We start from the raw sequence: 22693 nt of genomic DNA, 5'->3' as shown, positions 1-22693 counted from the left end.
GCCGTTCGTGCGCAAGGATCATGCACGGATGCGCAAAGAACCCGCATTACGGCAGGTCACGCGCGGGCCTTAAGGTCAGGCAAGTTACGTGGAGTGGCGGGGACCGTCCGCTCGGCGGTTCCCCCGTGCGGGTTGCTTCGTGCTGCCCTTGTGCCGGGCCGCCGCGGTCACCGCCGCCTGACCGGCAGCGATAAAGGAGCCACCCCAGTGTTGGACCACGGCGCAGCCCCTCCCGCAGAGGGCAGCGACCCCCAGCCGCAGCAGCCTCCGTCCCGTTCCGGGCCGCTCGGCACGCTGATGCGGCGCAAGCCCGTCGAACGCCTGGTGGCCGAGGGCGGCCAGGGCGAGGGCGGCACCCTCCGCCGCTCCCTGGGCATGTGGCAGCTGACGATGATCAGCATCGGTGCCACGCTCGGCACCGGCATCTTCGTCGTGCTGGGCGAGGCGGTGCCGGACGCGGGCCCCGCGGTCATCGTCTCCTTCGTGATCGCCGGTATCACCGCCCTCTTCTCGGCGCTGTCCTACGCCGAGCTGGCGGGCACCATCCCGGTCTCCGGCTCCTCGTACTCCTACGCCTACGCCACGCTCGGCGAGCTGGTCGCCTGGGTCTGCGGCTGGTGCCTGATCCTGGAGTACGGCGTCTCGGTGGCGGCGGTCGCGGTCGGCTGGGGGCAGTACCTCAACGAGCTGCTGTCCGGCACGATCGGCCTCACCATCCCCGAGGTGATCGCCGCGCCGCCCGGTGACGGCGGCGTCTTCAACCTGCCGGCGCTGCTGGTCGTGCTGCTCGCCATGGTCTTCCTGCTGGGCGGTGCCAAGGAGAGCGCCCGGGCCAACGCCATCATGGTCGCGGTGAAGATCGCCGCGCTGCTGCTCTTCTGCGCCGTCGCCTTCCAGGGGGTCCGGGCCGGCAACTACGCCCCCTTCATGCCGCTGGGCATGGCGGGCGTCAGCGCCGCGGGTGCCACGCTCTTCTTCTCCTACATCGGCTTCGACGCCGCCTCCACCGCCGGTGAGGAGGCCAAGAACCCGCAGCGCGACCTGCCGCGCGCCATCATGCTCTCGCTGGTGATCGTCACCGCGCTGTACTGCCTGGTCGCGGCCGTCGCCGTGGGCGCACTGCCCTGGAAGCGGTTCACCGGCACCGAGGCCGCGCTCGCCGGGATCATGAAGGACGTCACGGGCCAGGGCTTCTGGGCGGTGCTGCTCGCGCTCGGCGCGGTCGTCGCCATCGCGTCCGTCGTGCTGACCGTGCTCTACGGCCAGACCCGCGTCCTCTTCGCGATGTCCCGCGACGGCCTGGTGCCCAAGGTCTTCTCCAAGGTCCACCCGAAGACCGGCGCGCCCCGCGCCAACACCGTCATCGTCTCGCTGTTCTGCGGCATCCTCGCCGCCGCCGTGCCGCTCGGCCAGCTGGCGGACGCCACCAGCATCGGCACGCTCTTCGCGTTCGCGCTGGTCAACGTGGCGGTCATCGTGCTCCGCAAGACCCGGCCCGACATGCCGCGGTCCTTCCGTACGCCGCTGTCGCCGCTCTTCCCCGCGATCGGCTTCGTGCTGTGCCTCTGGATGATGGGCAGCCTCGACGTGATCACCTGGGTGGTGTTCGGAGTCTGGATGGTGGCCGGGCTCGTGGTCTACTTCGCTTACGGCATGCGCCGCTCCCGATTGGCCACCGACCAGAAGTGAACCACCCCCCGTGCGACTGAACGACCTCGACGAACGCATCGTCCACGCCCTGGCGGAGGACGCCCGCCGCTCCTACGCCGACATCGGACAGGAGGTCGGGCTCTCGGCCCCGGCCGTCAAACGCCGGGTGGACCGGCTGCGCGAACAGGGCGCCATCACCGGTTTCACCGTACGGGTGGACCCGGCGGTGCTCGGCTGGGAGACCGAGGGCTTCGTCGAGCTCTACTGCCGTCGCAACACCTCGCCCGAGGCCATTCACCGCGGCCTCGCGCGCTACCCCGAAGTGGCGTCCGCCTCCACCGTGACCGGTGAGGCGGACGCCCTCGTGCAGGTCTTCGCCTCCGACATGCGCCACTTCGAGCGGGTGCTCGAACGCATCGCGGGCGAGCACTTCGTCGAGCGGACCAAGTCCGTCCTGGTGCTCTCGCCACTGCTGCGGCGCTTCTCCTCGGGCTCCCCGGTCTGAGCCGGCCGTCCGGGCCCGCGCCGCGGTGCGCGGCCGGTAAGTGCATACCGCTGCCTGGCGTGGCGATGCGTCCGTAAGGCGGCGGTACCGCGCAACGAATCGCCGCGAGCGGCTCGCAAGGCGCAACGAATCGGTACGTGAAGCGCAATGGTGCAGCCTTGTACCACTTGCTCCGCTGACCGTACCGTCTTTACGTCTTCCGAAAGCCCGTACGCACCGTACGCACCACCCGAGGGGTCCCATGTCTTCGCTGCGCACCGCCCTGCTCCAGAGTTCGGGACGGCCCGGCGACGTGGCGTACAACCTCAAGGCGCTGGAGCGGGCCGCAGCGGACGCCGCGGCGGCCGGTGCCGGGCTGCTGGTGACCTCGGAGATGTTCCTGACCGGGTACGCGATCGGCGCGGACGTGCCCCGGCTGGCCGAGCCCGCCGACGGCGACAGCGCCGACGAGGTGGCCCGGATCGCCGCCGAGCACGGCATCGCCGTCGCCTACGCCTACCCGGAGCGCGCCGGTGCGGCGGTCCACAACGCCGTCCAGCTCATCGGCCCGGACGGCACCCGGCTCGCGAACTACCGCAAGACCCACCTCTTCGGCTGCTTCGAGCAGGAGATGTTCACCCCCGGCGACGAGCCCGTCGTCCAGGCCGAGCTGAACGGCGTCCGGATCGGCCTGCTGATCTGCTACGACGTGGAGTTCCCGGAGAACGTCCGGGCGCACGCGCTGGCCGGCACCGACTTCCTGGTCGTGCCCACCGCGCAGATGCATCCGTACCAGTTCGTCGCCGAGTCGGTGATCCCCGTACGGGCCTTCGAGAGCCAGCTCTCCATCGCGTACGTCAACCGCACCGGCCCCGAGGGTGAGTTCGAGTTCGTCGGGCTCTCCACGCTGGCCGGTCCCGACGGGGTCGTACGTGCCCGCGCCGGACGCGGCGAGGAGATGGTGTTCGGCGACGTCGACCCCGGCTTCCTCGCGGCCTCCCGTGAGGCGAACACCTACCTCGCCGATCGCCGCCCGGAGCTGTACGGCTCGCTGAGCTGACCCGGCGCCTGCGCCGCGCCCCCTCGTAGCGCCGCCCGCCGCGCTCCGGCCGCCCGGCCGGGCCGCCGGCTGCCCCGCCCTGGGCCCCGCCTGCCCCTTTCCTCTTGTTCTGCACGGTTTTGCAAGGAGCCTCGCCCCATGACGTCCACGGTGCCCACCGCCGTCCAGCACACCGACGCTCAGCCGCCGATCACCATGTTCGGGCCGGACTTCCCGTTCGCGTACGACGACTTCCTCGCCCACCCGGCGGGCCTGGGCCAGATACCCGCGACCGAGCACGGCACCGAGGTCGCGGTCATCGGCGGCGGCCTCTCCGGCATCATCACCGCGTACGAGCTGATGAAGATGGGCCTCAAGCCCGTCGTCTACGAGGCCGACCGGATCGGCGGCCGGCTGCGCACCGTCGGCTTCGAGGGCTGCGACTCCTCGCTCACCGCCGAGATGGGCGCCATGCGCTTCCCGCCGTCCTCCACGGCGCTGCAGCACTACATCGACCTGGTGGGCCTGAAGACCAAGCCCTTCCCGAACCCGCTCGCGCCCGACACCCCCTCCACCGTCGTCGACCTCAAGGGCGAGTCGCACTACGCCGAGACCCTCGACGACCTGCCCGACGTCTACCGCCAGGTGGCCGAGGCCTGGAACGCCTGCCTGGAGGAGGGCGCCGACTTCTCCGACATGAACCAGGCCCTCCGCGAGCGCGACGTGCCGCGCATCCGGGAGATCTGGGCCAAGCTCGTCGAGAAGCTCGACAACCAGACCTTCTACGGCTTCCTCTGCGACTCCAGCGCCTTCAAGTCCTTCCGGCACCGGGAGATCTTCGGCCAGGTCGGCTTCGGTACCGGCGGCTGGGACACCGACTTCCCCAACTCCATCCTGGAGATCCTCCGCGTCGTCTACACCGAGGCCGACGACCACCACCGCGGCATCGTCGGGGGCAGCCAGCAGCTCCCGCTGCGCCTGTGGGAGCGCGAGCCGGAGAAGATCGTGCACTGGGCCCAGGGCACGTCTCTCTCCTCGCTGCACGACGGCGCGCCGCGCCCGGCCGTGACCCGGCTGCACCGCACCGCCGGCAACCGGATCACCGTCACCGACGCCTCCGGCGACATCCGCACCTACCAGGCGGCCGTCTTCACCGCGCAGTCCTGGATGCTGCTGTCGAAGATCGAGTGCGACGACGCGCTGTTCCCCATCGACCACTGGACGGCGATGGAGCGCACCCACTACATGGAGTCCTCCAAGCTCTTCGTGCCCGTCGACCGGCCGTTCTGGCTGGACAAGGACGAGGAGACCGGCCGCGACGTCATGTCGATGACGCTGACCGACCGGATGACCCGCGGCACCTACCTCCTCGACAACGGGCCCGACGAGCCCGCCGTCATCTGCCTCTCCTACACCTGGTGCGACGACAGCCTGAAGTGGCTGCCGCTGGACGCCAACGAGCGCATGGAGGTCATGCTCAAGTCGCTCTCGGAGATCTATCCGAAGGTCGACATCCGCAAGCACATCATCGGCAACCCCGTGACCGTGTCCTGGGAGAACGAGCCGTACTTCATGGGCGCGTTCAAGGCCAACCTGCCGGGCCACTACCGCTACCAGCGCCGTCTGTTCACCCACTTCATGCAGGACCTCCTTCCCGAGGACAAGCGCGGCATCTTCCTGGCCGGTGACGACATCTCCTGGACAGCGGGCTGGGCCGAGGGCGCCGTGCAGACCGCGCTGAACGCCGTCTGGGGCGTGATGCACCACTTCGGCGGCGGCACCGACGCCACCAACCCGGGCCCGGGCGACGTGTACGACGAGATCGCCCCGGTCGAACTGCCGGAGGACTGACCGCCCGGCGACTGCCCCGCCGCCGGCCGGCGGGGCCCCCGGCTCGGGGACGGAGGGGACAGGGGGAGCCGCCCTTGCGGGGAGGCTCCCCCTGCGCTCATATACCGGCCGCGCGCGCCGCTTCGAACACCTCCGCCGCCAGATCCTTCAGCTCCTCCGCGTCCCGGGCCGGGCCTTGCAGCTCGACCAGTATCTCCTCGACACCCACCTCGGCATGGGCCGCCAGATCCTCGACGATCTGCGCGACGCTGCCCTGGAAGGGAGCGCGGTCCTTGCCGTCGTACGCCTTGGCCGTGTGCTGGGTGTTCACCCGCAGCACGTTCTGGAACGGGGCCTCGCGGCCACGCTCGGCAGCCAGCTCCCGCACCTGCCGCCACTGCTCGGCCAGCTTCTCCGCGCCCATGCCCACCGGCATCCAGCCGTCGGCCCGGTCCACCAGGCGGCGCAGCGCGCGGGGGCTGTTGGCGGGCAGCAGCACCGGGATCGGCCGGGCCGGCTTGGGACCGACCACGGACGGGGTGATCGTGGTCAGCTCGCCCTCGTACGCCACCGGGTCCGGGCCCCACACGGCCCGGCACACGTCCAGCAGCTCGTCGAGCACCTTGCCGCGCTTCTCGAACGGGGCCACCGAAGCCGCCGCGTACTCGTCCAGGGACCAGCCCGTGCCGAGTCCGGCGACTACCCGGCCGCCGCTCGCCGCGTCCAGCGAAGCCAGGCTCCGGGCCAGCTGGAAGGGCACGTGCAGCGGGGCGATCAACACGCTCGTGCCCAGCCGGGCCCGCTCCGTCGCCGCGGCGGCCAGCGTCAGCGTCACCAGCGGGTCGGCCACCGAGCGGTACTGGTCCGGCCAGGGCAGGCCCGGTATGCCGTACAGCCCCTGGGTCGCGGGCTCGGGGAAGAGCACGCGCTCGAAGACCCAGAGGCTCTCGTACCCGATCTGCTCGGCGGTGCGCGCCACGTCCGGCACGTCGCGGCCGAGGTCGTACTGGCGCATCTGCGGGAGGCCCAGGCCGAGTCGGACAGTCATACCGTGCTCCTTCGGATCCGGTTCGCCGACGGGTTACGAGCGATCAACGTCCGCGGTACGGGCGGAAGTTCCGCTCCCGCGGGGGGCGTGAGGGCGCGCGGTACCGGCGCACACCGCCGGTGAGGGTGGGGCCAAGCCATTGGTCCGATCCGGTCACGCCTCGCCACGCCGTCCCTGCCGGGCGCAGGCGCCTGCCAGGCTGATCCGCATGACGACGATGCAGCCGACGGGTGCGACGGAGGGCGTGGCGCGGATCGTGGCGCGGATGCGCACGCTGGACGCGACACTGCCGCCGCGCGACGGCGTCGCGGTGTTCAACCGGGTGTACCTCCAGGTCACCGAGGAGGTCGGACGGCAGATCGGGGCGGGTGGCTTCCGGGACGCGGGCGCGGCCGCCGAGCTGGACGTGCGGTTCGCGCTGCGGTACCTCGGCGCGGTGGACGCCGTCACGGCAGGGCTGCGGCCGCCGGCCTGCTGGCGCCCGCTGTTCCAGCTGCGCTGCCACCCCGGCGTCAAGCCGCTGCAGTTCGCGCTGGCCGGGATCAACGCCCACATCGGCCACGACCTGGCGCTCGCGCTGGTGGACACCTGTGGCGCGCTGGAGTGCGAACCGGCCGCGCTGGAGGCCGACTTCGACCGGGTGGGGCGGGTACTGACCGGCCTGGAGGAGCGAGTGCGGGAGCGGCTGATGCCGGGCCCCGACCTGCTCGACATCGCCGACCCGCTGACCCACCTGGCCGGTTCGTGGAGCCTGGAGGCGGCCCGGGACGGCGCATGGGCGGCGGCCCGGGTGCTGTGGGGCCTGCGCGGGCTGCCGGAGGTGGGGGAGGAGTTCGCCGAGCGCCTGGACGCGGGGGTCGGCCTGGTCGGCCAGATGCTGCTGACCCCGCTGAAAGGCTGACCGCCCCGCCCCGGGCTCAGAGCCTGTGTCATCACCCCGGCCGGGCGCCCGCCGCCCGGCACTTCCCCGAGCTCTCGGCTTCGCTCGAGGACGCTCCGGCGCCTTGCGCGCGCACGCACCGGACGACGTTCGCTGATCCGGCCAGGGTGAGGACGCAGCCTCTTACTTGCCCCGCGACTCCTCGTCGTACGCCGACGTGCCCTCGTCCAGCAGCGGCTGCTGCGTCTTGAGGTGTGCCGGGGCCAGCGCCCGCAGCACGTGGTAGCCGGAGAGGACGACGATCGTGCCCAGCGCGATCCCGCCCAGCTCGAAGTTGTCGGAGATCTTCAGGCTGACGCCGCCGACGCCGATGATGATGCCCGCGGCCACGGGGACGAGGTTCAGCGGATTGCGCAGGTCGACCTTGTTGTGGACCCAGATCTGCGCGCCGAGCAGGCCGATCATGCCGTACAGGATGACCGTGATGCCGCCCAGCACCCCGCCCGGGATCGCGGCGACGACCGCGCCGAACTTCGGGCAGAGCCCGAAGAGGAGGGCGAAGCAGGCGGCGGCCCAGTAGGCGGCGGTGGAGTAGACGCGGGTGGCCGCCATGACGCCGATGTTCTCGGAGTACGTGGTGTTGGGCGGGCCGCCGAGCGCGGTGGAGAGCACGGAGGCGGCGCCGTCGGCGGAGATCGCGGTGCCGAGCTTGTCGTCCAGCGGGTCGCCGGTCATCTCGCCGACCGCCTTGACGTGTCCGGCGTTCTCGGCGACCAGCGCGATCACGACGGGCAGCGCGACCAGGACCGCGGACCACTGGAAGCTGGGTCCGTGGAAGGACGGCAGGCCCACCCAGTCGGCCTGGGCGACGGCGGAGAAGTCCAGCCGCCAGTGGTCGGTGACCTTCCCGGCGCCGTTCTGCGAGTGGATCATCCCGAAGACCAGGTCGAAGAGCCAGGAGACGAGGTACCCGAAGACCAGCCCGAGGAAGATCGCGATACGCGACCAGAAGCCGCGCAGGCAGACCACGGCCAGCCCGGTGAACAGCATGGTCAGCAGCGCCACCCACTGGTCCTGCGGCCAGTAGGTGCTCGCGGTCACGGGGGCGAGGTTGAAGCCGATCAGCATGACGACGGCACCGGTGACGACCGGCGGCATCGCCGCGTGGATGATGCGCGCCCCGAAGCGCTGCACGGCGAGCCCGATGAGGAAGAGCACCGCGCCGACCACGAGGACCGCGCCGGTGACCGTGGCGCTCGTACCGCCCTGGGCCCGGATGACGGCCGCGACGCCCACGAAGGAGAGGCTGCACCCGAGGTAGGACGGCACCCGTCCGCGGGTCGCGAGCAGGAAGATCATCGTCGCGACGCCGGACATCATGATCGCGAGGTTCGGGTCCAGGCCCATGAGGACCGGCGCCACGAACGACGCACCGAACATCGCCACCACGTGCTGCGCGCCGAGGCCGGCGGTACGCGGCCAGGACAGCCGTTCGTCGGGTCTGACCACGGCTCCCGGCGCGGGGGTGCGCCCGTCTCCGTGGAGGGTCCAGCGCACGCCGAGGCCCATGGATGCTCCTGTTCTCGTCAAGTCGTCGTGAGGCCACCGACCGGCGGTGACCGGCCAATGTTAGTGCGGGCCGCGTCCGCTTCCTCCGGCTACGGGCGGTTCGGACGCGCATGGTCTCGGTCACTCGGCCCGACGCCGTAGCAGGCTGAGCGCACGCTTACGATGAGATGGTTCAACTTTTGAACGCATCTGTTCCGAGTATGTGCGGTCGCGTCCGGCCGCACCGCAGCACCAGGAGTACGACCGTGAGCGACGCCGCCCCGTCCACCGCCGAGACCCTCCCGTACGGCGAGCTGGTCCCCGTGACGGTCCACTTCGACGACCTCGACGCGCTCGGCATGCTCCACAACTCGCGCTTCCCGCTGCTCGTCGAGCGTGCCTGGGGCGAGTACTGGCACGGCCACGGCTTCGGCTTCACGGGCGACTGGGCGACCGCGGGCGACATGGCCAACGTCATCAAGGAGATGCGCGTCTCCTACGAGGCGCCGATCACCCGCCCCGGGACCTTCGCCGTTCACCTCTGGGTCGAGCGCCTGGGCCGGAGCAGCCTCACCTACGGCTTCCGGGTCTGCTCGCAGGACGGCGCGACCACGTATGCGCAGGGGCACCGCATCCTGGTCCGCGTCGACGCGCAGACCCTGCGCCCCACGCCCTGGACCGACGAGGCCCGCGCCATCGCCCGCAAGCTGGCCCGCCCGGAGGCGCTGCCCGACGCGAGCTGACGACCGTACGGGGTCACGAGCCCTTCAGGTCGAACGTCGCCGAGCTGACCGAGGCCCGGCGCTCCGGTACGCGGAGGACGCCCGCGCCCAGCACCAGGCCCAGCGCCAGCGCCGTGACCAGGACGAAGGAGCCGGTCAGCGAGGTGGCCTGGGCGATCGAGCCGATCGCGGAGGGCGCGATCAGGCCCGAGGTGTACGTGATCGTCGCGACGCCGGCGATGGCCTGGCTCGGCGCCGGGCCGCTGCGCCCCGCCGCGGCGAACGCCAGCGGCACCACCACCGCGATGCCCAGCCCGATCAGCGCGAAGCCCGCCACCGCCATGGCCGGATGCCGCGCCACCACGATCAGCAGTCCGCCCGCCGTGGCCAGCACGCCGCCCGCCCGTACCGTACGTACCGCACCGAAGCGGGCCACCACGTGGTCGCCCGCCAGCCGGGCCACCGCCATCGTGCAGGCGAACGCGGTCGTCGAGCCCGCCGCGAGCCCCGCCGACGTGCCCAGCACGTCCCGCAGGTACACCGCCGACCAGTCCAGGCTGGCCCCCTCGGCGAACACCGCGCAGAACCCGACGGCACCGATGACCAGCGCGGACTTCGGCGGCAGCGCGAACCGCGGCGGCGGATGCTCGTCCGCGGCGCTGCGCAGGTCCGGTACGCCCTGGCAGCAGACCGCGCCCAGGACGGTCAGCACGCCCGCCGCGAGCCCGAGGTGCAGCCGGGCGTCGGTCCCGGCGTGCGCCGCGACCGTGCCCGCCGCCGAGCCCAGCAGCGCGCCCACGCTCCACATGCCGTGCAGCCCCGACATGATCGGCTTGTCGAGGCGCTGCTCGACCTCGACGCCCAGGGCGTTCATGGCCACGTCCGACATCCCGGCGGTGGCGCCGTAGACCAGCAGGGCGCCGCAGAGCGTGTAGAGGTCCGGGGCGAGCGCGGGCAGTATCAGGGAGAGCGTCCACAGGGCCAGAAGGCCGCGCAGCGCCGTGCGGGTGCCGAAGCGGTGGCTGATCCGGCCGGCCAGCGGCATCGCCAGGGACGCGCCGATCGCCGGGAACGCGAGCGCGAGGCCGAGCTGCCCGGCGCTGACCCCGGTGTGCTCCTGGATCCAGGGGACGCGGGTCGCGAAGTTGCCCGTCACCGAGCCGTGCACGAGGAAGACCAGTGCCACCGCCCAGCGTGCGCGGCGCAGTTGACGGGGCGGGACTGCCGGGTCGGAACCACCGTTGGCGGGCATGACGATGAAACTATCAGGGACCCTGCCTATTAACCTCCGATTATCCGCGGGCTGTTCGGTCTGGAAGGATTCGGCCATGCCAGACACCACCGCGCGCCCGGGCCGTACGGCATCGCGTACCGCGCCCCGGGTCCGGTCCCGTACGGCGTCACCGCGCACCGCGCGGGCCATCAACGACCGCCTCGCGCTCCAGCACCTCGAATCCGCGGGCCCCTTGACGGCACATCAGCTCAAGGAACGGACCGGACTGTCCCGGCCGACGGTGTCCGACCTCGTCGACCGGCTGCGCGCCGCCGGGCTGATCGCGGTCGTCGGCGAGGCGGGCGCCGACCGCCGCGGCCCCAACGCCCGGCTCTACGGCATCGTCGCCGACCGCGCCCACCTCGCCGGGATCGACGTCCGCACGCACGGCGTCACCGTCGCCGTCGCCGACCTGCTCGGCGCCGTCCGCGCACAGGAATCCGTCCCGGTCCCCGAGGACGCGGCACCCGAGGCCGCGGTGACCGCCGCGTACGGCGCGCTGGACCGGGCGCTGGCCCGCGCGGGCGGGGTACGGGCGCACACCGTCGCGGTCGGCGCACCCGGTCTCATCGACCCCGCCACCGGACGGCTGACCGGCACCGGAACGCTGCCCTCCTGGCACGGCGCGCTGGTCGCCGGACTGCGCGACCGGCTCGAAGCGCCGCTGCTCCTGGAGAACGAGGTCAACCTCGCCGCCATCGCCGAACGGCGGGACGGCGCGGCCCGGGACCGCGACACCTTCGTCCTGCTGTGGCTCGGCCACGGGGTGGGCGCCGCGGTGGTACTGGACGACCGGCTGCGCCGCGGCGCCTCCGGGGGCACCGGCGAGATCGGCTTCCTGCCCGTGCCCGGCACGCCGGCCCTGCCCGGTGCCGCGGGCTGCGACGGCGGCTTCCACTCGCTGGCCGCCTCCGGCGCGATCGTGCGACTGGCGGGGGAGTACGGGTTCGCCGCCGCGCCGGACGGCGCCGAGCAGGGCACGGGAGCCGACGCGCCGGCCGCCGAGCGCGTCGTCCGCGCCGCGGTGGCCGCCGGGCCCGCCGGAGCGGACTTCCTCGACGCGCTCGCGCGGCGGATAGCCGTGGGGGTGACCGCGGTGTCCGCCGTGCTCGACCCCGGCTGCGTCGTGCTCGGCGGCGAGATCGGCCAGGCCGGCGGCGCCGCGCTCGCCACGAGGGTGGCCGCCCGGGCGGCCGGGATGTCACCGCTGCACACCGAGGTACGGGCGGGCACGGTCGGCGGTGGCGCCGTACTCCGCGGTGCCGTGCTCGCCGCCAAGGACGCGGCTCAGGACGACCTCTTCACCCCGGACGCCGCAGCACACTGAACCACCCCGGTCGTGCTGCTCACGACGGGTCGGTACCGGCCGCGCCCCGCGGCCACGGGGACGGATCGCCGGCCCAGCGGGCCAGGAGGCGCTCCAGGGCCGTGAGGGTCAGCGGCTTGGCCAGGTGGGCGTCGAATCCGGCCCGGGCCGACCCTTCCCGGTCGGCCCGCCGGCTGAAGCCGGACACGGCGACCAGCCGGGTGCGGTCGGCCGGCAGCGTCTCGCGCAGCCGGCGGGCGACGTCGTGGCCGTGCACGTCGGGCAGTGCCAGATCGCTCAGGACCAGGTCGAAGGGGGCGGCGTCGGCGGCGGCGAGCCCCGCACGGCCGGTATGGCACACCGTCACGTGGTCGCCGTTGCGTTCCAGCAGGGTGCGGTAGGTGGCGGCCAGATCGGCGTTGTCCTCGATCACCAGGACGCGCAGCGGCGGGCGGCGTCCGGCCGCCGCCGGCTCTCCGGACCGGCGGGCGGGCGGCGGCGCGGGGGAGGCCAGCGGAAGGCGGACGCGGAAGTGCGCGCCGCTGTCCGGGCCGTCGCTGTGCGCCTCCACGGTGCCGCCGTGCAGTTCGGCGATGCCGCGGACGATCGGCAGGCCCAGTCCGAGCCCGCCGGTCGTGGTGTCGGCGGCCGGGGCGGCCCGGACGAAGGCCTCGAAGAGGGTGCCGGCGGTGGCCGGAGCGAAACCGATGCCGTCGTCGCGCACGGTCAGCAGGGCGTGTCCGGCGTCCGTGCCGCCGGAGCCGGCCGCCGTCTCCAGTTCGAGTTCGACCGTTCCGTTCGGCCGGGTGTACTTGCGGCCGTTGCTGAGCAGATTGGCGGTCATCTGCGTCAGCCGGACGCGGTCCCCCTCGACGGGCACCGGCCCGGACGGTACGACGACCAGCAGCCTGCGCCGCGTCCGGGTGTATTCGGGCAGCATGTCCTCGGCTGCGGTGGTGACCACGGAGCGCAGGTCGAGCCGTTCGCGGGCCAGTTGCAGCCGGCCGGTCAGCGCCCTGGTCGCGTCCAGCAGGTCGTCGGTCATCCGCGTCATGTGTGTGATCTGCCGTTGCAGGACGGTCAGCGCCGGGTGGCTGTCGGGGATGTCCAGGGCGAGCAGCTCGCCGGCCGCCTGGAGCGCGGCCAGCGGATTGCGCAGTTCGTGCGACAGGGTGGCGATGAAGAGGTCCTTGGCCTCCTGCTGCTCACGCAGCGCGGCCCCGGCGGTGGTCAGCGCCTCGTTGGCCTGCCGCAGCCCCTGGTTGGCCTCCTGCACCTCGATGCTGCGGGCGAGCAGTTCGCCCTCCATCCGTTCCACGCGCTCGTGCTGCTCGGCGGCGGTCCGCTGCCGTCGGCTCGCGGTGCGGCGCAGCCGTACGAACTCGGTGACGTCCTCGACCCGGTGGATGATGTGGGTGAGGGTGCCGGTGCCGTCGTGCACCGGGGCGTTCACCGGACTCCAGTACCGCTCCTCGAAGGCGCCGTCCGGGCCGGCCGGGATGTCGTAGCGCTGCAGCGCCATGGTGTCGGGCCGGCCGGTGGCGAGCACGGTGTGCAGGGACCGGGCCAGGTTCCGTACGCCGTCCGCGGCCGGGAACGCCGGGTTGTCGGGGAAGACCTCGAACAGCGGGCGGCCGAGGAGGGCCTGCCGCCGGGTGACCGTGGCCGTCAGGTACGCCCGGTTGACCTCGACGATGCGCAGATCGACGTCCAGAACCAGGCAGGCCGACGGCGTCGCGTCGAACAGTGCGCGGAAGTCCGGCCCGGACGTGCTACGGCTGCCGTTGCCGTCCTGGCCCGCCCCTGGGGTCATGGCGGTTCACCTCGTGCTCGGTGCGGGGGTGCCGGGGATACGGTTCGGACGCCACGTCCAGCCGGTAGCCGAACCCGCGCACGGTCGTGATGTGCGGCGCCCCGACACCGGCGGCGAGGAGCTTGCGCCGTACGCGGTAGATGTGTTCGGTGACGGTGGCCGGGTCCTGCCAGTCGGCGCCCTGCCACAGGTGGTCCAGCAGCTGCCCGGGGGAGAAGGTCTGGCCCGGGGAGGCCGCGAGGAACTCCAGCAGCGCGTACTCGCGCGGCGTGAAGGCGATCGGGCCGCCCACGCTGCGCACCTGCCGGGCGCCGGTGTCGACGACGAGATCGCCCAGGGTGAGGACCGGCGGTCTCTCCGCGCTCGGCCGGTCCTGCCGCGGCGCCGCCCGGCGCAGCACCGCCCGTATCCGGGCGGCCAGTTCCCGTTGGGAGAACGGTTTGACCACGTAGTCGTCGGCGCCCAGCTCCAGACCGAGCACCCGGTCGGTCTCCTCGCCGCGCCCGGTCACGATGATCACCGGTGGGCCGTCGGCGGCGCGTACCCCGCGCAGCAGGTCCAGGCCGTTGCCGTCCGGCAGCCCCAGGTCCAGCACCACCAGATCGACCGCTGCGCCGTGCAGCACCGCACGTCCCGACCGCGCGTCGAGCGCGGTCAGCACGGCGAACCCCTCGCGCTCCAGGTACGCCCGGGACAACGTGAGGAGGTCGGACTCGTCCTCGATCAGCGCGACCACCGGTCGGTGTGCGGGCGGCACACGGCCCGTGGCGCCGCTTGCGGCGCTGTCCCGGGACGGTGCGGAAGGTGACGACAACGGTGGCCCCGTGCGGCTCGGCAGAGTTGATCCGGCGTTGATCCGGCGTGCAGGAGACGGCCAGTCCGCCGCGCTATCACTGGAACACCGGACCTCGAAGTGCTGTCTTCCGCAGCATCTCACGCGGGGACCAGGGGGGGCACCATGAATCGCATCGAACAGGGCGGGCCCGGCGCCCGCCGACTCCGGTTGAGCACACAGCCGTCGCCAAAGCCCACGCCCGCTCACAGCTCATCCGCAGGAGCCTCCGATGCCCGAACCCATCGGCGACGCACCGGGAGGGCGGGAACGCGCCCTCGCATGGGCGCTGCTGAACCTGATCCAGGTGCGCCCCGGCACCACGCCCGACACACTCGTCCAGCGCCTGATCGCGCACTGTCTCGATCTGCTGCCCGCCGATGCCGTGGGTGTCATGCTCACCGACCCGCAGGTGATGACGGACGAGGCGTCCCGCGTGCCCGATGGTACCGCCGTGCACGTGGCCGCCAGCTCCCACGAAGAGCTCCGCCGGCTGGAAGCGTACGAGATCCACACCGCGCGGGGACCGTGCATCGAGGCGCTGCGCTCCGTCCGCCCGCGCCACGTCGCGGACTTCACCGACAGCCGCGTCCCCTGGCCCGGACTCGCCCTGCGGGCCACGGCGGTCGGTTACCGGGCCATGTGGGCCGAGCCGCTGTCCCAGCAGAAGCACGTCGTCGGTGTCATCAACCTCTACCGCCGCACCCCCGGAACGCCGCGCCCGCGCCACCGGGCGTACTCCCGGTCCCTGGCCAGGGCAGCCGCCACCGGCCTGCTGCTGCAACGGGCCCTCAGCCACTACCCGCCGCGGACCGATCTGCCCCGGCAGGCCCTCGCCGCCCGCGTCCTGATCGAACAGGCCAAGGGCATCCTCGCCCGGCGCCTCATGCTCTCCCCGGACGCCGCCTTCGAAGTGCTGCGCACCCATGCGCACGCGAACGGGATGAGCCTGCACGACCTCGCCCGCGCCGTCGTCGACGACCCCGCCGGTACCTGGCCGCCTCCGGGCCGGTGACGGCCGTGCCCCGGCGGCGGCCCGCTCCTCAGCCGTCCGTGGCCCCGCCGCTGTCCACCGCCCGCAGCCCCGGTACGCGCCCGCCGCGCTCGGCCAGGAAGTCCGCATAGCGGATCTTGCCCACCGCGTGCTCCGGTGCGAGGTTCCCGCCCGCCCGCAGCGCCCGGTACGTGGCGCCGGGGAGCCGCAGCGGCAGCGCGAGGCGGCGGCGGTCACCCGCGCGCAGGGTGAGGCCGATCAGCTCGCGGGCGGTGAACACCTCGGGGCCGCCCATCTCCGGGACGTGCCCGGCCGGCTCCCCGTACGCCAGCTCCACCAGCCGCGCGCCCACCTCGCGGACGTCGACGGGCTGGACCCGTACGCCCGCCGGGGCCGGCAGCACCGGCGACCGCGCGCCGGCCTTCACCAGCCGCAGCACCAGATCGTGGAACTGCGTCGTGCGCAGCACCGTCCACGGCACGTCCGACTCCGCCAGCAGCCGCTCGACCTCGCGCTTGGTGCGGTAGTAGCGCAACGGCACACGGTCCACGCCGACGATGGAGATGTACACCAGATGCCGTACGCCTGCCGTCCGCGCCGCGTCCACCAATTGTCCGGCCGAATCCAGGTCACCCCCGGACGGCGTCGACGCGCAGTGCACGATCACGTCGGTGCCGGCCGTCGCGTCGGCGAGCCCGACACCGTTGCGCAGGTCCACGGCGTACGAGCGCAGCCTGGGATGTTCCGTGCGGGTGTGCGGCCGGCGGCTGAGCACCCGCACGGTGTGCCCGTCGGCCAGCAGCCGGTCCACCACGACCCGCCCCAGGGTGCCCGTGCCGCCGGTCACCAGAAACGTCGTCATCGCCCGCTCCTCCCGGAGACTGTCCTGTCATTCGACCGCGCCGGGGCGCGGTCCGTCACCGTAAGAACTCCCCGGGAACGCGCGGAGAACTCCCGGGGCCGGTGCGTACACGCCCCGCCACCCGATGTGAGTCAGCCCACAGGGACGCGCCCGCATGGCCGACGATCAGACGTGGCAGACTGGAGGGGTACTGACATACGCAGCGCACTCCGGGGTCGGTGAAAGTCCGAACCGGCGGTTACAGTCCGCGACCCGTCCGCAGCCAGCGGCCGGTTGAGCAGGTGAAATTCCTGCACCGACGGTTAAAGTCCGGATGGGAGGCAGTGCGCGGCGGGCGAGCAGCACCGGTACGCCGCCGCCGGCGTCCCGTCCGTGACGGCCGGGACCGCCTTTCCGGCCTCGGTGATCGTGCTGTTCCGTACCGCTTCTGTCGCTCGCGACAGCCCCGGAGTCCGTGCCCGAAGAGGCAGGAGGACCCGGTGGCCGCGACAGCCCCCGCTGAGACCATGGCGATGCGCCGGGCCATCGAGCTCGCAGCCCGCGGCCTCGGGCACACCAGCCCCAACCCCGTCGTCGGCTGCGTCGTCCTGGACGCGCACGGCGCCGTCGCGGGCGAGGGCTGGCACCAGCAGGCCGGCGGCCCGCACGCCGAGATCCACGCCCTGCGCGCCGCGGGCGAGCGCGCCCGCGGCGGCACGGCCCTGGTCACGCTGGAGCCCTGCAACCACACCGGCCGCACCGGCCCCTGCGCCCAGGCCCTCATCGACGCCGGCGTCGCCCGCGTCGTCTACGCCGTACCGGACCCGAACCCGACCGCCACCGGGGGCGCCGTCACGCTCCGCGCGGCCGGCGTCGACGTCGAGGGCGGGCTGCTGGTGGACGAGGCCGCCGCCGGGAACGAGGCCTGGCTGACCTCCGTACTGCGCCGCCGCCCCTTCGTGCTGTGGAAGTACGCCGCCACCCTGGACGGCCGGATCGCCGCCGCCGACGGCACCAGCCGGTGGATCACCTCCGCGCAGTCCCGCGCCGACGTGCACCGGCTGCGCGCCGCTGCCGACGCGGTGATCGTCGGCTCCGGCACGGCCCGCGCCGACGACCCGCAGCTCGGCGCCCGGCTGCCGGACACCGAGGTCACCCAGCCGCTGCGGGTGGTCGTCGACTCCTCCGCCACGGCCGTGAAGCCCGGCGCCCGGGTCCTGGACGGTACGGCGCCGACCCTGATCGCCGTCGCCGAGGACGCCGACGCCACCCACCTCGAAGAGCTCGCGCCCCTCGTCCGGCTGCCGCGCGCGGCAGCCGGCCCGGGCCTGGACGTACCGGCCCTGCTCGCCGCCCTCTACGACCGGGGCGTGCGGTCCGTACTGCTGGAAGGCGGCCCGACCCTCGCCGGGGCCTTCGTCGCCGCCCGCGTCGTCGACAAGGTCGTCGGCTATCTCGCCCCCGCGCTGCTCGGCGCCGGCCCGGCCGCGCTGGGCGACGCCGGAATCTCCACCATCGCCCAGGCGTTGCGCCTCGACGTGACCGACACCGAACGGCTCGGCCCCGACCTGCGCATCACCGCCACCCCCGCCCTCCACGAGGAGAACTGAAGTGTTCACCGGAATCGTCGAAGAACTGGGTGAGGTCGTCGCCGTCGAGAACCTCGGCGACTCTTCCCGCTTCCGCCTGCGCGGCCCCGTCGTCACCGAGGGCGCGAAGCACGGCGACTCCATCGCCGTCAACGGCGTGTGCCTGACCGTCGTGGAGACCGAGGACGGCGAGTTCACCGCCGATGTGATGGCCGAGACGCTCAAGCGGTCCAGCCTCGGCGCGCTGGAGAAGGGCTCCCGGGTCAACCTGGAGCGCCCGATGGCGCTCGGCGGACGGCTCGGCGGCCACCTCGTCCAGGGCCATGTCGACGGCACGGGCACCATCGCGGCGCGCACCCCAGGCGAGCACTGGGAGATCGTGAAGGTCTCGCTCCCCGGCGACCTCGCCCGCTACGTCGTCGAGAAGGGCTCCATCACCGTCGACGGCGTCTCCCTCACGGTCGTCGAGGCCGGGGACGACTACTTCACCATCAGCCTCATCCCCACCACCCTCGACCTCACCACCCTCGGCATCAAGCAGGTCGGCGACCCGGTCAACCTGGAGGTCGACGTCCTCGCCAAGTACGTCGAGCGGCTGCTCGGCAAGGACACCGCCGGAGACCCGCGATGACCGCCCTGAACTGGCTGAACGGTGAGGCGTTCGCCGCCTTCGGCCAGCACGTCATCTGGTCCGACATGATCGGCAACACCGTCGGCCTGATCGCCCTGGCCCTCGGCTGGCGGCGCTCGATATGGACCTGGCCCGCACAGTTCCTCTCCGGCGTCATCCTCGTCGCCGCCTACGCCTCCGCCCAGCTCAGCGGCGGGGTCGGCAAGCAGCTGCTGGTCATCGGCGTCGCCCTGTGGGGCTGGCGGCAGTGGCAGCGCGGCCGGCAGCAGGCCCAGGACGGCACCATCGCCGTCCGCTTCGCCACCTGGCGCGAGCGCGGCGCGCTCCTCGCGGGCACCGCCGTCGGCACCCTCGCCGTCGGCTTCCTCTTCACCCAAGTCCCCCAGCTGTCCTGGAACCCCTGGCCGGACGCCTACATCTTCGTCGGCACGCTCGCCGCGATGGTGGCCCAGGCCCGCGGCCTCGTGGAGTTCTGGTTCGCCTGGCTGCTGGTCGACGTGGTCGGCGTCCCGCTGGCCTTCAGCAGCGGCCTGGCCTTCTCCGGCCTGGTCTACGTCGTCTACCTCGGTCTCGTCCTGTGGGGCCTGCGCGACTGGTGGCTGCGCTCCCGCACGAGCCCGCAGCCCGTCCTGGAAGGAGCGGCCGCATGACCGCACAGCAGAACTGGTACGAAGGCCCCGACGCGACCGACCTCACCCTCGACCCCGTCGAGCGCGCCGTCGCCGACATCGCGGCGGGCCGCCCCGTCGTGGTCGTCGACGACGAGAGCCGCGAGAACGAGGGCGACCTCGTCCTCGCCGCCGAGAAGGCCACCCCCGAGCTCGTCGCCTTCATGATGAGCGAGTGCCGCGGCCTGATCTGCGCGCCCATGGAGGGCCCGGAGCTGGACCGGCTCGAACTCCCACAGATGGTCCAGCACAACACCGAGTCCATGCAGACGGCCTTCACCGTCTCCGTCGACGCCACCGGCGAGCACGGCGTCACCACCGGCATCTCCGCCGCCGACCGCGCCACCACCCTGCGCCTGCTCGCCTCCGGCGAGTCCGCGCCCGGCGACTTCGTACGGCCGGGCCACATCTTCCCGCTGCGCGCCAAGCCCGGCGGTGTCCTGGTACGCAACGGCCACACCGAGGCCGGCGTGGACCTCGCCCGGCTCGCCGGGCTGCGCCCCGCCGCCGCGATCGTGGAGATCGCCGGCGAGGACGGCACCATGCTGCGGCTGCCCGAGCTGATCCCGTTCGCCCGCAAGCACGGTCTCGCGATCATCTCCATCGAGGACCTGATCGCCTACCGCCGCAGTGCCGAGCCCACCGTCCGCCGCGAGGCCACGACGCGGCTGCCCACCGCCTTCGGCGACTTCACCGCGCACGGCTACCGCTCCACCGTGGACGGCGTCGAGCACGTCGCGCTGGTCGCGGGCGACCTCGGCGACGGCGAGGACGTCCTGGTCCGGGTCCACTCCGAGTGCCTGACCGGCGACATCTTCCACTCGCTGCGCTGCGACTGCGGCCCGCAGCTCCAGGAGTCGCTGCGCCGCATCAGCGAGGCAGGCCGCGGCGTGGTCATCTACCTGCGCGGCCACGAGGGGCGCGGCATCGGGCTGCTGTCCAAGCTGCGCGCCTACGAGCTCCAGGAGCGTGGCCGGGACACCCTGGACGCCAACCTGGAACTGGGCCTGCCCGCCGACGCCCGGGACTACGCAGCGGGTGCCCAGATCCTCACCGACCTGGGTGTGCGCTCGCTGCGCCTGATGACCAACAACCCGGAGAAGACCGCGGCCCTGGCCGGGTACGGCCTGCACATCACCGGCCGGGAGCCGATGCCGGTCCAGGCCGGCGAGCACAACCTGCGGTACCTGCGCACCAAGCGGGACCGGATGGGGCACGACCTGCCGTGGCTGGACCCGGCGGACCGGGCCTCGGCCTGCAACAGCCAGTAAGACCCCCGTACCCCCGATACATCAGCAAGCAGCACGAGGAGCAACGTGAGCGGCAAGGGCGCACCCGAACTGTCCGTGAAGAACTGTGGCGACCTGCGGGTGGCCGTGATCGCGGCCCAGTGGCACACCCAGGTCATGGACGGACTGGTGAACGGCGCGCTGCGCGCCCTGTCCGAGCTGGGCATCGACGAGCCGACCCTGCTCCGCGTGCCGGGCAGCTTCGAGCTGCCGGTGGTCGCCAAGGTGCTCGCGGACCGCGGGTACGACGCCGTGGTCGCGCTCGGCGTGGTCATCCGCGGCGGCACGCCGCACTTCGACTACGTCTGCCAGGGCGTCACCCAGGGCCTGACCCAGGTCTCCGTCGACACCGGCGTGCCCATCGGCTTCGGTGTGCTGACCTGCGACGACGAGCAGCAGGCGCTGGACCGCGCGGGCCTTGAGGGCTCCAGCGAGGACAAGGGCCACGAGGCGGTCACCGCGGCCGTCGCCACCGCCGCCACGCTCCGTTCAGTATCCGAACCCTGGCGCTAGGGCGGGGCGGGCGACCGCTAGGGTGGGTAGCACCATGTCCAAGAAGACGTTCGAGGAGCTCTTCGCCGAGCTCCAGCAGAAGGCCGCCACCGGCGACCCCGCCACCTCCCGCACCGCCGAGCTGGTCCAGTCCGGCGTCCATGCGATCGGCAAGAAGGTCGTCGAAGAGGCCGCCGAGGTGTGGATGGCGGCGGAGTACGAGTCGCACGACGCCGCCGCCGAGGAGATCTCCCAGCTCCTGTACCACCTTCAGGTGATGATGGTCGCCAAGGGCATCAGCCTTGACGACGTCTACGCCCACCTCTGATCACATCAGTTCTCCACTCACCGTTTCTCCCTCCCGCAAAGGAAATCTCTCTCATGCTGCGCATCGCCGTCCCGAACAAGGGTTCACTGTCCGAGCCTGCGTCGGCGATGCTCCATGAGGCCGGCTACCGCCAGCGCAAGGACCGCAGGGAGCTGGTCCTGGTCGACGCCGAGAACGAGGTCGAGTTCTTCTTCCTCCGCCCCCGCGACATCGCGGTGTACGTCGGCTCCGGCAAGCTCGACATCGGCATCACCGGCCGTGACCTGCTGCTGGACTCCGGTGCCAAGGCCGAGGAGATCATGCAGCTCGGCTTCGCCGGCTCGACCTTCCGGTACGCCACCACGCCCGGCACCGCCAAGGACGTCAGCGAGTTCGGCGGCATGACCGTCGCGACCTCCTTCTCCGGTCTGGTCACGCAGCACCTCGCCGACAACGGCGTGGACGCGTCGGTCGTGCACCTGGACGGTGCCGTGGAGACCGCCATCCAGCTCGGCGTCGCCGAGATCATCGCCGACGTCGTGGAGACCGGCACCACCCTGCGCAACGCCGGCCTGGAGATCATCGGCGAGCCGATCCTGAAGTCCGAGGCCGTCGTCATCCGCGGCAAGGGCGCGCCCGTCGACGACCCGAAGGTGCAGCAGTTCCTCCGCCGCATGCAGGGCGTCCTGGTGGCCCGCCGGTACGTGATGATGGACTACGACATCCGCGTCGAGCACGTCGAGAAGGCCGTCGCGCTCACCCCGGGCCTGGAGTCCCCGACCGTCTCCCCGCTGCACCACGAGGGCTGGGTCGCGGTCCGCTCGATGGTCCCCTCCAAGGACGCCCAGCGCATCATGGACGAGCTGTACGCCCTCGGTGCCCGCGCGATCCTGACCACCGGCATCCACGCCTGCCGCCTCTGACCATCCGCACGGCCGGGCCGTACGTACCGCCGCACGGCCGGCGTACGGCCCGCGCCGCCACCCCGCCACGGAAGACGACGACGTGTCCGCGCCTCTGCCCGACCTCCCGGTGACCTTCCGGCCCACTCGCACCCGCGCCGTCCTGTACGTCGTGGGCATCGCCCAGCTGGTGGCCCTGACGGTCATCGCGTTCCTGCTGCCGGCCCTCAGCGGCGGCGAGCGGATCAGCTTCGTGTTCACCGGCCTGCTCGTGCTGGGCGTCCTGCTGCTGCTCGCCCGGCCCAAGGTCGTCGCCACCGAGCACGGCATCACGGTCGTCAACCTCACGACCAAGCGGAAGCTGGCCTGGGCCGAGGTCCTGCGGGTGAATCTGCGGGTCGGCGACGCCTGGGTCCACCTCGACCTCGCCGACGGCACCAGCCTGCCCGCGATGGGCATCCAGCCCGGCATCGCCAAGGAACAGGCGGTCCAGGACGCCCGTACGCTGCGGGCCCTCGCCGAGACGCACGGCAGCGGCGACCACGCCGGCTGAGC

General features: G+C 72.6%; 22 protein-coding genes and 1 riboswitch. Of the genes, 16 read left to right on the top strand and 6 right to left on the bottom strand.

Annotation, left to right across the window (positions count from 1 at the left end; genetic code table 11):
* Window positions 1-207 precede the first annotated feature (207 nt).
* The 4 genes from AAC944_RS07570 to AAC944_RS07555 all read left to right on the top strand — a co-directional run bounded on the left by AAC944_RS07570 (window position 208) and on the right by AAC944_RS07555 (window position 5024).
* The gene (locus AAC944_RS07570) at window positions 208-1689 is read left to right on the top strand and encodes an amino acid permease (RefSeq protein ID WP_030610485.1); all 1482 of its coding nucleotides are present in this window, start codon (window positions 208-210) and stop codon (window positions 1687-1689) included.
* A gap of 10 nt (window positions 1690-1699) precedes the next feature.
* Window positions 1700-2155, top strand: a complete 456-nt coding sequence (locus AAC944_RS07565; protein ID WP_030610486.1) for an Lrp/AsnC family transcriptional regulator — start codon at window positions 1700-1702, stop codon at window positions 2153-2155.
* 241 nt (window positions 2156-2396) lie between these two features.
* Window positions 2397-3194, top strand: a complete 798-nt coding sequence (locus AAC944_RS07560; protein WP_030610489.1) for a carbon-nitrogen hydrolase family protein — start codon at window positions 2397-2399, stop codon at window positions 3192-3194.
* Between the two features lie 138 nt (window positions 3195-3332).
* Window positions 3333-5024, top strand: coding sequence for a flavin monoamine oxidase family protein (locus tag AAC944_RS07555; RefSeq protein WP_030610492.1), 1692 nt, complete (start codon window positions 3333-3335; stop codon window positions 5022-5024).
* Between the two features lie 97 nt (window positions 5025-5121).
* Here the strand turns inward: AAC944_RS07555 and AAC944_RS07550 are convergent, their stop codons facing one another.
* Window positions 5122-6051 (bottom strand): LLM class F420-dependent oxidoreductase, encoded by a 930-nt coding sequence (locus tag AAC944_RS07550; protein ID WP_030610494.1) that lies wholly within the window; start codon window positions 6049-6051, stop codon window positions 5122-5124.
* A 208-nt stretch (window positions 6052-6259) separates the two neighbouring features.
* Here AAC944_RS07550 and AAC944_RS07545 point away from each other — a divergent pair, with 208 nt between their 5' ends.
* Complete coding sequence (locus tag AAC944_RS07545) at window positions 6260-6952, top strand: DUF5995 family protein (RefSeq protein ID WP_051871510.1); 693 nt, start codon at window positions 6260-6262, stop codon at window positions 6950-6952.
* 162 nt (window positions 6953-7114) lie between these two features.
* Here the strand turns inward: AAC944_RS07545 and AAC944_RS07540 are convergent, their stop codons facing one another.
* On the bottom strand, window positions 7115-8500 hold the full coding sequence (locus AAC944_RS07540) for a uracil-xanthine permease family protein (protein ID WP_030610499.1): 1386 nt from the start codon (window positions 8498-8500) through the stop codon (window positions 7115-7117).
* A gap of 245 nt (window positions 8501-8745) precedes the next feature.
* On the opposite strand from AAC944_RS07540, the gene AAC944_RS07535 reads away from it, so the two are divergent.
* Window positions 8746-9222 (top strand): acyl-CoA thioesterase, encoded by a 477-nt coding sequence (locus tag AAC944_RS07535; RefSeq protein ID WP_030610502.1) that lies wholly within the window; start codon window positions 8746-8748, stop codon window positions 9220-9222.
* 13 nt (window positions 9223-9235) lie between these two features.
* Here the strand turns inward: AAC944_RS07535 and AAC944_RS07530 are convergent, their stop codons facing one another.
* A complete protein-coding gene (locus tag AAC944_RS07530) occupies window positions 9236-10453 on the bottom strand; it encodes an MFS transporter (RefSeq protein WP_030610505.1) in 1218 nt (405 codons plus the stop codon).
* A 76-nt stretch (window positions 10454-10529) separates the two neighbouring features.
* On the opposite strand from AAC944_RS07530, the gene AAC944_RS07525 reads away from it, so the two are divergent.
* Complete coding sequence (locus AAC944_RS07525; protein ID WP_078888378.1) at window positions 10530-11801, top strand: ROK family transcriptional regulator; 1272 nt, start codon at window positions 10530-10532, stop codon at window positions 11799-11801.
* A 19-nt stretch (window positions 11802-11820) separates the two neighbouring features.
* Here the strand turns inward: AAC944_RS07525 and AAC944_RS07520 are convergent, their stop codons facing one another.
* Entirely contained in the window at window positions 11821-13593 is a 1773-nt protein-coding gene (locus AAC944_RS07520) for an ATP-binding protein (RefSeq protein WP_051871511.1), read from the bottom strand.
* Entirely contained in the window at window positions 13553-14329 is a 777-nt protein-coding gene (locus AAC944_RS07515) for a response regulator transcription factor (RefSeq protein ID WP_063759891.1), read from the bottom strand. The genes AAC944_RS07520 and AAC944_RS07515 overlap by 41 nt, the downstream gene beginning before the upstream one ends.
* Before the next feature lie 328 nt (window positions 14330-14657).
* Between AAC944_RS07515 and AAC944_RS07510 the strand changes: the two genes are divergently transcribed.
* Entirely contained in the window at window positions 14658-15440 is a 783-nt protein-coding gene (locus AAC944_RS07510; RefSeq protein WP_051871512.1) for a GAF and ANTAR domain-containing protein, read from the top strand.
* A 28-nt stretch (window positions 15441-15468) separates the two neighbouring features.
* Here AAC944_RS07510 and AAC944_RS07505 read toward each other — a convergent pair whose 3' ends face one another.
* Window positions 15469-16281: an SDR family oxidoreductase gene (locus AAC944_RS07505; protein WP_051871513.1), complete on the bottom strand. Its 813-nt coding sequence runs from the start codon at window positions 16279-16281 to the stop codon at window positions 15469-15471.
* 200 nt (window positions 16282-16481) lie between these two features.
* Window positions 16482-16612: riboswitch (FMN riboswitch) on the top strand.
* A gap of 175 nt (window positions 16613-16787) precedes the next feature.
* On the opposite strand from AAC944_RS07505, the gene ribD reads away from it, so the two are divergent.
* The 8 genes from ribD (at window position 16788) to AAC944_RS07465 (ending at window position 22691) form a co-directional block, all read left to right on the top strand.
* Window positions 16788-17870, top strand: coding sequence for a bifunctional diaminohydroxyphosphoribosylaminopyrimidine deaminase/5-amino-6-(5-phosphoribosylamino)uracil reductase RibD (gene ribD / locus AAC944_RS07500; protein WP_030610524.1), 1083 nt, complete (start codon window positions 16788-16790; stop codon window positions 17868-17870).
* A 1-nt stretch (window position 17871) separates the two neighbouring features.
* Complete coding sequence (locus AAC944_RS07495) at window positions 17872-18480, top strand: riboflavin synthase (RefSeq protein ID WP_030610526.1); 609 nt, start codon at window positions 17872-17874, stop codon at window positions 18478-18480.
* Entirely contained in the window at window positions 18477-19130 is a 654-nt protein-coding gene (locus AAC944_RS07490) for a nicotinamide mononucleotide transporter family protein (protein ID WP_030610528.1), read from the top strand. Before AAC944_RS07495 ends, AAC944_RS07490 begins: the two co-directional genes overlap by 4 nt.
* Window positions 19127-20419: a bifunctional 3,4-dihydroxy-2-butanone-4-phosphate synthase/GTP cyclohydrolase II gene (locus tag AAC944_RS07485; protein WP_030610531.1), complete on the top strand. Its 1293-nt coding sequence runs from the start codon at window positions 19127-19129 to the stop codon at window positions 20417-20419. Before AAC944_RS07490 ends, AAC944_RS07485 begins: the two co-directional genes overlap by 4 nt.
* 45 nt (window positions 20420-20464) lie before the next feature.
* Entirely contained in the window at window positions 20465-20950 is a 486-nt protein-coding gene (gene ribH / locus AAC944_RS07480; RefSeq protein WP_030610534.1) for a 6,7-dimethyl-8-ribityllumazine synthase, read from the top strand.
* 34 nt (window positions 20951-20984) lie between these two features.
* A complete protein-coding gene (locus tag AAC944_RS07475) occupies window positions 20985-21257 on the top strand; it encodes a phosphoribosyl-ATP diphosphatase (RefSeq protein WP_030251465.1) in 273 nt (90 codons plus the stop codon).
* 53 nt (window positions 21258-21310) lie between these two features.
* The gene (gene hisG / locus AAC944_RS07470) at window positions 21311-22159 is read left to right on the top strand and encodes an ATP phosphoribosyltransferase (RefSeq protein ID WP_030610537.1); all 849 of its coding nucleotides are present in this window, start codon (window positions 21311-21313) and stop codon (window positions 22157-22159) included.
* A gap of 82 nt (window positions 22160-22241) precedes the next feature.
* The gene (locus AAC944_RS07465) at window positions 22242-22691 is read left to right on the top strand and encodes a PH domain-containing protein (protein WP_030610540.1); all 450 of its coding nucleotides are present in this window, start codon (window positions 22242-22244) and stop codon (window positions 22689-22691) included.
* The last annotated feature ends 2 nt before the right edge of the window (window positions 22692-22693 follow it).

The organism is Streptomyces sclerotialus, assembly GCF_040907265.1.
GTDB classification, from domain to species: domain Bacteria; phylum Actinomycetota; class Actinomycetes; order Streptomycetales; family Streptomycetaceae; genus Streptomyces; species Streptomyces sclerotialus.
This window is presented reverse-complemented; position numbering and strand designations above follow the sequence as displayed.